Origin of the sequence: Pseudomonas sp. BF-RE-22 (genome assembly GCF_019956155.1) — a bacterium.
Classification (GTDB): domain Bacteria; phylum Pseudomonadota; class Gammaproteobacteria; order Pseudomonadales; family Pseudomonadaceae; genus Aquipseudomonas; species Aquipseudomonas migulae.
Genome location: NZ_JAHBDD010000077.1, coordinates 169,416 through 181,545 on the forward strand (window position 1 = coordinate 169,416; position 12,130 = coordinate 181,545).

The 12,130-nt window shown below is 60.5% G+C and carries 11 protein-coding genes; 4 read left to right on the top strand and 7 right to left on the bottom strand.

The window, feature by feature from the left end; all coding sequences use genetic code 11:
- Positions 1-110: 110 nt before the first annotated feature.
- Positions 111-1,775, top strand: coding sequence for an electron transfer flavoprotein-ubiquinone oxidoreductase (locus KGA82_RS26835; RefSeq protein ID WP_032829072.1), 1,665 nt, complete (start codon positions 111-113; stop codon positions 1,773-1,775).
- An 88-nt stretch (positions 1,776-1,863) separates the two neighbouring features.
- On the opposite strand, the gene KGA82_RS26840 is transcribed toward KGA82_RS26835, so the two are convergent.
- Positions 1,864-2,754 carry an AraC family transcriptional regulator gene (locus KGA82_RS26840; RefSeq protein WP_207286294.1) on the bottom strand — a complete coding sequence of 297 codons (891 nt, stop codon included), beginning with the start codon at positions 2,752-2,754 and terminating at the stop codon, positions 1,864-1,866.
- Positions 2,755-2,945: 191 nt separating this feature from the next.
- On the opposite strand from KGA82_RS26840, the gene KGA82_RS26845 reads away from it, so the two are divergent.
- The gene (locus KGA82_RS26845) at positions 2,946-3,998 is read left to right on the top strand and encodes an NAD(P)-dependent alcohol dehydrogenase (protein ID WP_008032874.1); all 1,053 of its coding nucleotides are present in this window, start codon (positions 2,946-2,948) and stop codon (positions 3,996-3,998) included.
- 15 nt (positions 3,999-4,013) lie between these two features.
- Here KGA82_RS26845 and KGA82_RS26850 read toward each other — a convergent pair whose 3' ends face one another.
- The 6 genes from KGA82_RS26850 to KGA82_RS26875 all read right to left on the bottom strand — a co-directional run bounded on the left by KGA82_RS26850 (position 4,014) and on the right by KGA82_RS26875 (position 9,887).
- Positions 4,014-4,817, bottom strand: coding sequence for an IclR family transcriptional regulator (locus KGA82_RS26850; RefSeq protein ID WP_008032872.1), 804 nt, complete (start codon positions 4,815-4,817; stop codon positions 4,014-4,016).
- 60 nt (positions 4,818-4,877) lie between these two features.
- On the bottom strand, positions 4,878-6,188 hold the full coding sequence (locus tag KGA82_RS26855) for an MFS transporter (RefSeq protein ID WP_008032871.1): 1,311 nt from the start codon (positions 6,186-6,188) through the stop codon (positions 4,878-4,880).
- A 196-nt stretch (positions 6,189-6,384) separates the two neighbouring features.
- Positions 6,385-7,533: a galactonate dehydratase gene (gene dgoD, locus KGA82_RS26860; protein ID WP_223453146.1), complete on the bottom strand. Its 1,149-nt coding sequence runs from the start codon at positions 7,531-7,533 to the stop codon at positions 6,385-6,387.
- Between the two features lie 47 nt (positions 7,534-7,580).
- The gene (locus KGA82_RS26865) at positions 7,581-8,201 is read right to left on the bottom strand and encodes a 2-dehydro-3-deoxy-6-phosphogalactonate aldolase (protein WP_008032870.1); all 621 of its coding nucleotides are present in this window, start codon (positions 8,199-8,201) and stop codon (positions 7,581-7,583) included.
- A 19-nt stretch (positions 8,202-8,220) separates the two neighbouring features.
- Positions 8,221-9,213 carry a 2-dehydro-3-deoxygalactonokinase gene (locus KGA82_RS26870; RefSeq protein WP_008040869.1) on the bottom strand — a complete coding sequence of 331 codons (993 nt, stop codon included), beginning with the start codon at positions 9,211-9,213 and terminating at the stop codon, positions 8,221-8,223.
- A 191-nt stretch (positions 9,214-9,404) separates the two neighbouring features.
- Positions 9,405-9,887: a GNAT family N-acetyltransferase gene (locus tag KGA82_RS26875; RefSeq protein WP_008034765.1), complete on the bottom strand. Its 483-nt coding sequence runs from the start codon at positions 9,885-9,887 to the stop codon at positions 9,405-9,407.
- A gap of 133 nt (positions 9,888-10,020) precedes the next feature.
- On the opposite strand from KGA82_RS26875, the gene KGA82_RS26880 reads away from it, so the two are divergent.
- On the top strand, positions 10,021-10,674 hold the full coding sequence (locus tag KGA82_RS26880) for an HD domain-containing protein (RefSeq protein ID WP_223453147.1): 654 nt from the start codon (positions 10,021-10,023) through the stop codon (positions 10,672-10,674).
- A 112-nt stretch (positions 10,675-10,786) separates the two neighbouring features.
- Positions 10,787-11,989: an MFS transporter gene (locus tag KGA82_RS26885; protein ID WP_223453148.1), complete on the top strand. Its 1,203-nt coding sequence runs from the start codon at positions 10,787-10,789 to the stop codon at positions 11,987-11,989.
- Positions 11,990-12,130 lie beyond the last annotated feature (141 nt).

Genomic DNA, 12,130 nt, shown 5'->3' on the forward strand with positions numbered 1-12,130 from the left:
AAAGGTGGTTCATCGATTGTCCTCTTCCTGCCTCGTGCAGGAATTCATGGATGCGACACCAAACCTCCAATTAGAAAAAAAACTGTTGAGCCTTGAGTAGGAGATAACCTGTGGAACGCGAATACATGGAATTCGACGTGGTCATCGTCGGTGCCGGCCCCGCTGGTCTTTCCGCCGCCTGCCGCTTGAAGCAGAAGGCTGCTGAAGCCGGTAAGGAAATCAGCGTCTGCGTGGTCGAAAAAGGCTCCGAAGTGGGTGCTCACATCCTGTCCGGTGCCGTGTTCGAACCACGCGCCCTGAACGAATTGTTCCCGGACTGGAAAGAACTTGGCGCGCCGCTGAACACGCCGGTCACCCGCGACGACATCTTCGTTCTCAAGAACGCCGACAGCGCGCAGAAGATTCCCGACCTCTTTGTGCCCAAGACCATGCACAACGAAGGCAACTACATCATCTCCCTGGGCAACCTGTGCCGCTGGCTGGCTCAGCAGGCCGAGAACCTGGGCGTGGAAATCTACCCGGGCTTCGCCGCGCAGGAAGCACTGTTCGACGAGAACGGCGTGGTGCGCGGGATCATCACCGGTGATCTGGGCGTTGACCGCGAAGGCAACCCGAAAGAAGGCCTGTACACCCCTGGCATGGAATTGCGCGGCAAGTACACGCTGTTCGCCGAAGGCTGCCGTGGCCACATCGGCAAGCAGTTGATCAAGCGCTTCAACCTCGACAGCGAAGCCGACGCCCAGCACTACGGCATCGGCCTGAAAGAAATCTGGGAAATCGACCCGGCCAAGCATCAACCAGGCCTGGTGGTGCACACCGCCGGCTGGCCGCTGGACATCATGGGCACCGAGAACACCGGCGGCTCGTTCCTCTATCACCTGGAAAACAACCAGGTGGTGGTCGGCCTGATCGTGGATCTGTCCTACAGCAACACCTACCTGTCGCCGTTCGACGAGTTCCAGCGCCTCAAGCATCACCCGGTGCTCAAACAGTACCTGGAAGGCGGCAAGCGCATCAGCTACGGCGCGCGCGCCATCTGCAAGGGCGGCCTGAACTCGCTGCCGAAAATGGTCTTCAAGGGCGGCGCGCTGATCGGTTGCGACCTCGGCACCCTGAACTTCGCCAAGATCAAAGGCAGCCACACTGCGATGAAGTCCGGCATGCTCGCCGCTGAATCCGTGGCCGAGGCGCTGTTCGCTGAAAAGGACGGCACCGAAGAACTGACCACTTACGTCGACGCGTTCAAGAAGAGCTGGCTCTACGACGAGCTGTTCGCCAGCCGCAACTTCGGCCCGGCGATCCACAAGTTCGGCGCCATCGTCGGCGGTGGTTTCAACTGGCTGGACCAGAACATCTTCGGCGGCAAACTGCCGTTCACCCTGCACGACACCAAGCCGGATTACGCTTGCCTGAAACTCGCGGCCGACTGCAAGAAGATCGACTACCCGAAACCGGATGGCAAAATCAGTTTCGACAAACTCAGCTCGGTGTTCATCTCCGGTACCAACCACGAAGAAGAACAGCCTTGCCACCTGAAGCTGGCCGACCTGAGCATCCCGATCGCCAAGAACCTGCCGATGTACGATGAACCTGCCCAGCGTTACTGCCCGGCTGGCGTGTACGAAGTGGTCACCAAGGAAGACGGCGAGAAGCGCTTCCAGATCAACGCCCAGAACTGCGTTCACTGCAAGACCTGCGACATCAAGGACCCTGCACAGAACATCACCTGGGTGGCACCGGAAGGTGCTGGCGGCCCGACTTACCCGAACATGTAAGTTGAATCGCTGAACATCAAGGCTCCCTAAATGGGGGCCTTTTTGTTGCCCGCAATTCATACCCCAACACGGCTCCTACAGGGGGTTGTCAGGCTGCTCGCTCATCTCCCGGATTACGCTCAAAGTAGCGCTTGTACTCCCGACTGAACTGCGACGTGCTCTGGTACCCGACCCGATGCGCCACCTGCGCCACGCCCAAGCCCTCCGCCACCAGCAACGTCTGCGCCTTGAGCAAGCGCAATCGCTTCAAATACTGCACCGGCGACAACAACGTGCTGCGCTTGAAATGCTCATGAAAGGTCGACGCACTCATGTTCGCGCAACTGGCCAGGGTCTCGACGTTCAAGGGTTCGGCGTAGTGCGCATGCAAATGGCTGATCGACGCCGCGACACGGGCGAACTGCCCCTGCTGTTCCACCAGCGCACGCAACACATCGGCCTGCGGCCCGCGCAACGCGACGAACAACAACTCGCGCAGGTGTGACGGCCCCATGATCCGCGCCTCCAGAGGATCGTGCAGACAACGCAACAACCGCTCCACACATCCGCGCATGCCGTCGTCGAGCACCACCGAGGTCATCGACTCCGGCGTCTGCGCCGCAATGTGCCGCCCCGGCGCCAGTCCCATGGCCAGCACCAATTCCCCCAGCAGCACCCGGTCAATCGCCACGGAAACCCCGAGCAGCGGCGCATTCGGCAAGGCAAAGGTTTCGCACTCGAACGGCACCGGCAACGCTTGAATCAAGTAATGCCCGGCGCCGTATTCCAGGGTTCGCGGCCCCAGATACGCCAGTTTGCTGCCCTGGGCGATGATCATCAGGCTCGGTTCATAAATATGCGGGCCACGGGCGACGTCACAACTCGCGCGCAGAACTTGCACACCGGGCAACCCGGTCTGGGTGAAACCGTCGCGGGTCGCCAGTGGCTCAATCAGCGAAACCAGCGTGGCATTGGCATCGAGATGACGGGTCAACAACATGGGAGCTCTTCACAAAATAATCACGGAAAAAGGGATGAAAGCATCATCGCAGGTCTGATTGCCCATTGGACCCAACGAACGCAGATGCCGGAGGAATAGGCATGACACCCGGAGGAATCGCCATGGCCGCGCAAAGGTACGGCGCCCAGAATGCGCCGCCTCACCTGTCACTGCTTTTTGCGAGGTCCACCATGTACACCGCCATCGGATACGCCGCCCAGTCGGCCACCACTCCCCTTGCCCCCGTGAAATTCGAACGCCGCAGCCCGCGTGCCGACGACGTGGCGATCGAGATTCTCTACTGCGGCGTCTGCCATTCCGACATCCATCAGGCGCGCAATGAGTGGGGCATTGCCGTTTACCCGCTGATGCCTGGCCACGAGATCGTAGGCAAAGTGACCGCCATCGGTGCGAATGTCACCCAACATAAAGTCGGCGATCTGGTCGGCGTCGGCTGCATGGTCGATTCGTGCCGCAGCTGCGAGGCTTGCCAGGCCAACCTCGAACAATATTGCCTCGAAGGTCCGACCATGACCTACGCCACACCCGACCGGGTCGATGGCAGCAACACCATGGGCGGTTACTCCGACAGCATCGTGGTCAGCGAGCACTTCGTGGTGCGCATCCCGGAAAAACTCGACCTGGCCAGCGCCGCGCCGATCCTCTGCGCCGGCATCACCACCTACTCGCCGCTCAAGCACTACGGCGTGAAAGCGGGCGACAAGGTCGGGATTCTCGGCATGGGCGGCCTCGGTCACATGGGCATCAAGTTCGCCAAGGCTATGGGCGCGGAAGTGACGCTGTTCACCCGTTCGGCAAGCAAGGCTGAAGAAGGTCGTCGTCAGGGCGCGGACCATGTGATCGTGTCCACCGATGCCGAGCAGATGAAAGCCGCTGCCGGCCATTTCGACTTTCTGCTGGACACCATTCCGGTGCAGCACGACCTCAATCCCTACCTCGACACGCTGCGTTTCGACGGCGTGCACATTCTGGTGGGGTTGATTGAACCGATTGATCCACCGGTCCACGCGGCCAAATTGGTGCTGGGTCGCCGCGTACTGGCGGGCTCGCTGATCGGCGGCATCGCCGAAACCCAGGAAGTGCTGGATTTCTGCGCTGAGCACAACATCACCTGCGACATCGAAATGCTCGACATCCGCCAGATCAACGAGGCTTACGCCCGCATGATCGCCGGTGACGTGAAGTACCGCTTCGTCATCGACATGGCGACGCTGAAAGTCTGATCAGACCTTAGCGGTTTATACCTTCAAGCCAAGCTCAGCCGAGAGCCGGGCCGTGACCCCTTTGATCAGGGGAATCAGCTCGGCCATTTTTTCCAGCGGCATGTACGGCACGGTGCTGGCGATGCTGATGCCGGCGACGATGCGCTTGCTGGCATCACGGATCGGCGCCGCTACGCAGCGGATCGACGGTTCGTTGTCTTCCAGGTCGAAGGCGTAACCGCCCGCCACGTACTCAATCATGCGCTGTTGAAACTGCTCCCAGGATTGCTCCGGGTGCTGTGGCCAGAACTGATTTTTCCCACCCGCCGGCAGGCTGACTTCGTACAGCCGTTGCCATTCTTCCTGCGTGTCATCGAGCATCAGCGCCTTGCCGATCCCGGTGCGCGCCAACGGCATGCGGTGGCCAACCCGCGAACGCATTTCCGGACCATTGCGCCCCGGATTCTTGTGCAGGTACAGCACCTCGTCGCCCTCGCGAATCGCCAGGTGAATGGTGTCGCCGGTCAACGCCGACAACTCATCCAGATACGGACCGGCCAACGTGACCAGCGGCAATTCCTCACGCGCCTGAAAGCCCAGCTCGATCAGCTTCGGCCCCAACAAGTACCCGACTTGCGGCACCACGCGCAGATAACGCTCGTCCACCAGGCAACTGGCCAGACGATGGGTGGTGCTGCGCGTCGTGCCGATCAGCCGGGCGATTTCCTTGAGATCGCGGGCGCCACTGGCCACGGCCTGAACCACACCCAGACCGCGAAGCAGGGTCTGAGTGCCGGTCGGCGCGGCGTCCTTGGCGATTTTTGGGGCGTCTTCCTGCATATCCAGCCTTTACCGTTGAGCGAGTGAACGGGCGGCATTATGGTCGCCCGACGGCTACGACTACAACTTGATACGCTCGACCTTCCCGACCAGCAGAATGTAGGAAAGCGCCCCCAACAACGCGAGAACCGAGATGTAGGTGATCGCCGGAGCGAACGAATCACCGCTGGCGAGGAAACCGATGACAATCGGCGTGGCAATCGCCGACAGGTTACCGATGAAGTTAAACACGCCGCCGGTCAGCCCCAACAAGCGTGCCGGTGCCAGCGTTGAAACCAGTGACCAGGTGATCGAAGCCAGACCGTTGCCGAAGAACGCCAAGGCGAGGAAGGCTATCACCAGCGGCGTCGACTCGACGAAATTGGCGCCGATGATCGAGGTGGAAATCAGCAAGCCGCCAATGATCGGCAACTTGCGGGCGAAACCCACCGTGTAGCCGCGACGGATCAGGAAGTCGGAGAAGAACCCGGAACAGAGTACGCCGACGAAAGCGGCGAGAAACGGCAACGACGCCAGCAGGCCGGACTTGATGAAATCCATGCCGCGGTACTTCACCAGGTAGGTCGGGAACCACGTCAGGAAAAACCACAACGTCGAGTTGAGGCAGAACTGGCCAAGGTAAATGCCCCACAACTTGCGCTTGGTCAGGACGATGCCGAGGTCGGTCCAGCTGAATTTCGCCTTGACCTTCGCTTGCTCGGCCTGAATATCCACCAGCCCGCCGCCTTCGCGGATCAGGTCGATTTCAGCGTCATTGGCGCCTTTGAAATCCCGTGGCTCGCGATACACCGCGTACCAGATCACCGCCCAGAGAATGCCCACCGCACCGGTGCTGACGAACACCATGTGCCAGCCAAATTCATGCTGCAACCAGGCGAGTACCGGCGTCAGGAACGCCAATCCGACGAACTGGCCGGAGGTGTAGAAACCAATGGCCGTGGCGCGCTCGCGCTCCGGGAACCAGGTGGTGACTACGCGGCTGTTGATCGGATAGGCCGGAGCTTCCAGCGCACCAACCGCCATGCGCAAGACGAACAGCGCAATGAAGCTGGCGGCGAAACCGAGCATCACCGTGGCGATCGACCACAGCAGCAAGGCGAGGCTATAAAGGATGCGCGGCGGAACGCGATCCACCAGCCAGCCGCCGGGGATCTGCATGGCGGCGTAGGTCCAGCCGAACGCGGAGAAAATCAGTCCGACGTGGATCGGGTCGATGCCCAGGTCACTGGTCAGCGCCGGGGCGGCGATGGACAGGTTGCTGCGGTCCAGATAGTTGATCACCACGGTGATGAACAGCAGGACCATGATGAAAAAACGCTTGCGGCTGGGCGCCACCAACGACGCCTGCCCGGTGAGGGTTTGCGGTTGCATGGGGAATGCCTCTTCTTATGTTTATTGAGGTCGATGTGGAACTGGAATGATGCCGATCTCCCTGTCCATGGAGATCAACCTGTGGGAGCCAGCCTGCTGGCGATCGCGTTGGGTCAGTCACCATGAATGCTGGATGTGCCGACCAAATCGCCAGCAGGCTGGCTCCCACAGGGATTTGCGGTGGGTCAGCGATCACTCACCACTCGGCAAAACTGCCATCGGCATGGCGCCAGATCGGGTTGCGCCAGCGATGCCCGACCGCCGCGCGTTCGATCACGTACTCCTCGTTGATCTCGATCCCCAGGCCCGGGCCGTTCGGAATCTTCACGAAGCCTTTGTCGTAATCGAACACTCGCGGATCCTTGACGTAATCCAGCAGGTCGTTGCTCTCGTTGTAGTGGATGCCCAGGCTCTGTTCCTGAATGAACGCGTTGTAGCAAACCGCATCCAGTTGCAGACACGCCGCCAGTGCAATCGGCCCCAACGGGCAATGCAGCGCCAGCGCTACGTCATAGGCTTCGGCCATGTTGGCGATCTTGCGGGTCTCGGTGATGCCACCGGCGTGCGAGGCATCCGGCTGAATGATGTCGACATAACCTTCGCTGAGCACGCGCTTGAAATCCCAGCGCGAGAACAGACGCTCACCGAGGGCAATCGGTGTGCTGGTCAGCGGTGCCAGCTCCTTCAGCGCTTCGTAGTTTTCGCTGAGCACCGGCTCTTCGATGAACATCAGTTTGTACGGATCGAGTTCCTTCATCAGCACCTTGGCCATAGGCTTGTGCACCCGGCCATGGAAGTCCACACCGATACCGACGTTCGGGCCGACCGCATCACGCACGGCGGCGACGTTGGCCAGGGCCAGGTCGACTTTCTCGAAGGAATCGAGGAATTGCAGCTCTTCGGTGCCGTTCATTTTCACGGCGGTGAAACCACGGCTGAACGCTTCTTTCGCGGCGCGCGCGGTGTCTGCCGGACGGTCACCGCCAATCCACGAATAGACACGAATCTTGTCGCGCACCTGACCACCGAGCAGGTCGCTGACCGACACACCCAAGGCCTTGCCCTTGATGTCCCACAACGCCTGGTCGATACCGGCCAGCGCACTCATGTGGATCGCACCGCCCCGGTAGAAGCCGCCGCGATACAGCACGGTCCAGATGTCTTCGATGTTGCGTGGGTCTTTGCCGATCAGGTAGTCGGACAATTCTTCAACGGCAGCCGCCACCGTGTGGGCACGGCCTTCGACCACGGGTTCGCCCCAACCGGTCACGCCCTCGTCGGTTTCCACTTTCAGGAAGCACCAGCGCGGCGGAACGATGAAGGTGGTCAGTTTGGTGATTTTCATCTCTTCTCTCTCTTGTTAGATGCAGCGCGCTCGGCGCCAAAAAAGTCTTAACGCAGAGCGTTCCATGCAGCGACATACGCCTTGGCGTTGGACGCCACTTGCGCCGCCGTCATGCCCGGTTTGAACAACCCGGACCCGAGGCCGAAGCCCTTCACGCCCGCATCGATAAACACCTGCATGTTCTCCGGGGTGATCCCGCCCACCGGCGCCAGAATCGTCCCGGCGGGCAACACCGCCAGCCAGGCTTTTACAACCGCCGGGCCCATTTGCTCGGCGGGGAACATCTTCAGCACGTCCGCGCCTTCAGCCAGTGCAGCGAACGCTTCGGTCGGCGTCGCCACGCCAGGCGACAGGAACAACCCGGCGGCCTTCGCGGCGCGCAACACTTTGGGATCGCTGTGGGGCATGACGATGACCTGCCCGCCGGCGGCTTTCACTTGCTCGACCTGCTCCGGAGTCAGCACCGTGCCCGCGCCGATCAGGCAATCGGCAGGCAAGGTACTGCGCAGGATGCGGATACTTTCGTACGGCTCGGGGGAATTGAGCGGCACTTCGATGACGCGAAATCCGGCTGCGTAAAGGACTTCTCCGATAGCTGCCGCTTCCTGCGGGCGCAGGCCACGCAGGATTGCGATCAGACCGTTTTGCGCCAATGCTTGTTTGAGCATGTCAGACCTCCAGTCAGGTTTAACGGGATGGGTTTGGAGTGATCAGCCCGGCGGCGAGCGCCAGTTGCCACAACCCGCGTTCGGTAGCCTGTTCGGCCAGCGTCACTCGGGCAAAACCGCAGGCGTCGAGCGCCCGGCTGTAACGGGCACAGAGTTGGGAATTGCCGATGAGAATGATCGACGGCAGATGAACGCTGTTGCGCCGACGCCGCTGAACCGTGGCCAGCGCCGACAGCTCATGGCCGATCAACAGGCCGGACAAATAATCCGGTTGCGCACTGCCGCTCAGTTCGCCGGTCAGCCCGAGGCTGCGGGCACTGAACAGCGTCGACAGCGGGCCGATTTCGCCGTCCGCCGACAGGGCCACTTGCACGCCACGGTCAAACGCGTCGCCATCGAAAGACCCACCGCGTTGCTGGGTGCGCCCCAGAATGCTGTGTTCGCTGAGCACCGCGAAGACTTCACCGGTCATGAAGGTGTCGAAATGCACGATGCAGCCATCGGCCACTTCCACCCATTTCGAATGGCTGCCCGGCAGGCCGATCAACAGATCGCTGCCCGCCCCGCCCGCCAGGTTTTGCAGCACGCCGAGGACCTGGGTTTCTTCACCGCGCATCACGTTCGGCAGGCGCGAACGCTGAATCACGCCCGGCACGATGTGCACATCGACACCGCGAAGACTGCGAATGGTTTGTAGGGAAGTTCCGAGATTGGCAACGTTTGCCGGCGTGTCACGGTAGGCCGCTTCGCGCCAGCCTTGTGCGCTGCCAACCATGCCGCAGGCAATCACCGGCAAACCGGGTTGCTCATCGAGCCAGTCACCGCAGGCCTCGTCAAAGGCCAGTTCGAAACCGTCGGTGCATGCCAGACCGTTAATGATTCGCGGCGTCCGGGGCAGCTGCATGATTCCCGATGACAGCGAACGCTGTTCGAGCACCTGGCCACCTGCGGCGAGTTTGTAAGCACGTAATGAGGTTGTCCCCCAATCGAGCGCGATCAATTGCGCCAGCATCGCTTCACCTGTTTTGTTTATTGGCAGTGAGTGAGCTGGACTATAAACCCTGACACGATCAAATCTCAATATATAAATATACATCCCATATTTTGGGATAAACCCAAAAAAAGATCGCAGCCTTCGGCAGCTCCTACAGTGGGTCATCTACACCCTGTAGGAGCTGCCGAAGGCTGCGATCTTTTAAGCAATCAATTGCCCGCAGCAAAATCCCTTAGCACCGCACCATCCATCCGATACCGAACCCACTCTTCCTGTGGCTGCGCACCCAAGGATTTATAGAACTCGATAGCCGGCTTGTTCCAGTCCAGCACGCTCCACTCAAAACGCCCGCAATCATTGGCGCAGGCGATTTTCGCCAAGTGGCGCAGCAGGGTTTTACCGGCACCGCCACCGCGCTGTTCGGGAGTGATGTAGAGGTCTTCGAGGTACAGGCAGTTGCTGCCCAGCCAGGTGGAATAGCTGAAGAAGAACACCGCAAAGCCGATCGGCAAACCGTCGCGCAGGCAGATCAGGCCGTGAGCGGTGGCGCCTTCGCTGAACAGGCTGCGCTCGATGTCGGCGACGCTGGCGATGACTTCGTGGCGGGCACGTTCGTAATCGGCCAGTTCAGTGATGAACGCGAGGATTTGCGGAGCATCGCTGGGGGTCGCCGGGCGGATTTCGATCGTCATGGACGTGCCTTCGTCAAAAGTGGAAAACGCCATACTAAGTCGGCGCGCAACGCTCGTCACACTGGAAATTCAAAGCTGATCTATGGAGGATGTGGAGCCGCTGCCCCAACCGTTTTCACTTAACAGGACGTTTATGACGACTGATGCTTTCGCGCCGCTGCCAATCCTCGCCGCCAGGTTGCTGCCCCACGCACTGGAACCCTCGGAAGATGGGGCTCACGATCTGTCGCACCTGCATCGGGTCTGGCACAACGTGCGCACTCTTCATGCCGAGGAAGGTGGCGATATTGAAGTGCTGCTGGCAGCGGTGCTTTTGCATGATTGCGTGTCGGTGGAGAAGAACTCGCCGTTGCGTTCGCAAGCATCGCGGCTGGCAGCCGAGAAGGCCTCTGCAGTGTTGACCGACATGGACTGGCCCAGCGCAAAAATCAGCGCCGTTGTACACGCCATCGAGGCCCACAGCTTTTCTGCCAACATCCCCCCAAGTTCCCTCGAAGCGAAAATCATGCAGGACGCCGACCGTCTCGATTCCCTTGGCATGCTCGGCGTTGCGCGCACCTTTTACATCGCCGGTCGCATGGGCAGCGCGCTGTATGACCCACAAGACCCGGAAGCGAATGCGCGGGAATACGATGACAAGCGCTTTTGCCTCGATCATTTCCAGACCAAGCTGCTGCACTTGGCAGACGGCTTCCAGACCCTCACCGGGCAACGCCTGGCCCGCATCCGGCATGAACGTTTGAAAAATTTCATGGAGCTGTTCAAGGAAGAAATCGGCATCGGCTGAGTGCATTACTCCGCCCACCACTAATCCTGGAATCGAGAACCTCAGACCTAACATCGGCGCCTTGCATGATAGATAGATGACACTCTCCGTTATCGGGTCAAGGAAGCGCGTCATGTCTACTGCTCCACCTCAGGTCTCCAGCAAACTGTTCGGCCTGTTTTGCCTCGCCAGTTATTTGCTGTCGCTGTCCTATGGCTCGACGTTTTTGCTGTCGCTGTTGATCGGCTCGCGCGGCGGCAATGAACACGATGCCGGGAGCGTGATTTCGGCGGCGATGCTCAGTACGTTTGCGGCGGTGATCGTTTCCGGGCACTTGTCCGACTGGCTTGGCGCGGCGCGTTCGATTGCGCTGTTCGGCGTGCTGCTGGTGGCGGCCAGCCTGGGTTTTGCACTGACACCGGGCTTCGGCCATCTGCTGTTGTTTTTCGGCTTGCTGCTGGGTTTGGGCTGGGGCGTTTTCTATACGCTCGGGCCGATCATCGTCGCGAGCCTTGTGACGCCTGCCCAACGGGCCAGATATTTTGCGCTGCTGTCGGGCAGCATGATGACCGGGATCGGCAGCGGCCCGTTGCTGGGCCGCGCGGCCAGTGCGCTGGGCTATCCCGTAACGGCGGCGTTTTACCTCGCGGCGCTGGCCAGCCTGATTGGCGTGTTGCTGTTCTGGCGCCTGGATGCGCAGCTGAAAAAAGCGCCTTCGCCTACCGCTGCGGTCGCACGCATTTCCTGGCGCGCAACCCGGCAGATTTTGTCGTCCCGCGCAGTGTTCCCGATCCTCATGGTCGGCCTCGGCGGCTGTGTGTTCGGTGGTCTGTCGAGCTTCCAAACCAGCTACGCGGCGTCTCGTTCGCTGGATTACTCGCTGTTCTTTTTCGGCTTCATGGGCGCGGCGATCAGCAGCCGGATGGTGATTGCCGGGTTCGTGGTCAAGCGCGATCCGTTCCGCGCGTCTTGCCTGTTGTCGGGACTGATGATGGTTTCGATTGTGATGTTCGGTTTCGTGGTCGACAGCGGCTTGAGCTACGTGCTCGCGGCGATAATGCTCGGGGTCGGTTACGGGTTGACGTATTCGGTGATCAACGGCCTGGCCGCGAATGAAGCGCCGCACGGCACCACCGCGCAAGCGTTGCTGCTGTTCAGCCTGTCGTACTTCATTGGTGTGTTCGGCTTTCCGTTGCTGGCCGGGAAGATCATCGTCGAACACGGGATGGCGACACTGTTGCTCACCGTTCTCGCCGTGGCGCTGTTGAACTGGCTGATCACCGTGGGCCGCCTGATCTGGCGCCGCTACACGGTCAAAACGTTGCAAGAAGCCTGAACCGTTCGTCGTTCATCAGTATCCATGAACGTCGATGAAAACCGATCAAGCTTGGTGCGGCTGGGGTTGAGGTGGCGCGCAAGCTGGACGAGTAAACGTTTGAGGGCCCCTTCGCGGGCAAGTCGGGTCGCCGCATCGCTC

Coding starts and splice junctions, on each gene's coding strand:
- KGA82_RS26840 (WP_207286294.1), bottom strand. CDS start 2,754: ATGTTGTTGACCCGTCATCTCGATGCCAATGCCACGCTGGTTTCGCTG.
- KGA82_RS26845 (WP_008032874.1), top strand. CDS start 2,946: ATGTACACCGCCATCGGATACGCCGCCCAGTCGGCCACCACTCCCCTT.
- KGA82_RS26850 (WP_008032872.1), bottom strand. CDS start 4,817: ATGCAGGAAGACGCCCCAAAAATCGCCAAGGACGCCGCGCCGACCGGC.
- KGA82_RS26855 (WP_008032871.1), bottom strand. CDS start 6,188: ATGCAACCGCAAACCCTCACCGGGCAGGCGTCGTTGGTGGCGCCCAGC.
- dgoD (WP_223453146.1), bottom strand. CDS start 7,533: ATGAAAATCACCAAACTGACCACCTTCATCGTTCCGCCGCGCTGGTGC.
- KGA82_RS26865 (WP_008032870.1), bottom strand. CDS start 8,201: ATGCTCAAACAAGCATTGGCGCAAAACGGTCTGATCGCAATCCTGCGT.
- KGA82_RS26870 (WP_008040869.1), bottom strand. CDS start 9,213: ATGCTGGCGCAATTGATCGCGCTCGATTGGGGGACAACCTCATTACGT.
- KGA82_RS26875 (WP_008034765.1), bottom strand. CDS start 9,887: ATGACGATCGAAATCCGCCCGGCGACCCCCAGCGATGCTCCGCAAATC.
- KGA82_RS26880 (WP_223453147.1), top strand. CDS start 10,021: ATGACGACTGATGCTTTCGCGCCGCTGCCAATCCTCGCCGCCAGGTTG.
- KGA82_RS26885 (WP_223453148.1), top strand. CDS start 10,787: ATGTCTACTGCTCCACCTCAGGTCTCCAGCAAACTGTTCGGCCTGTTT.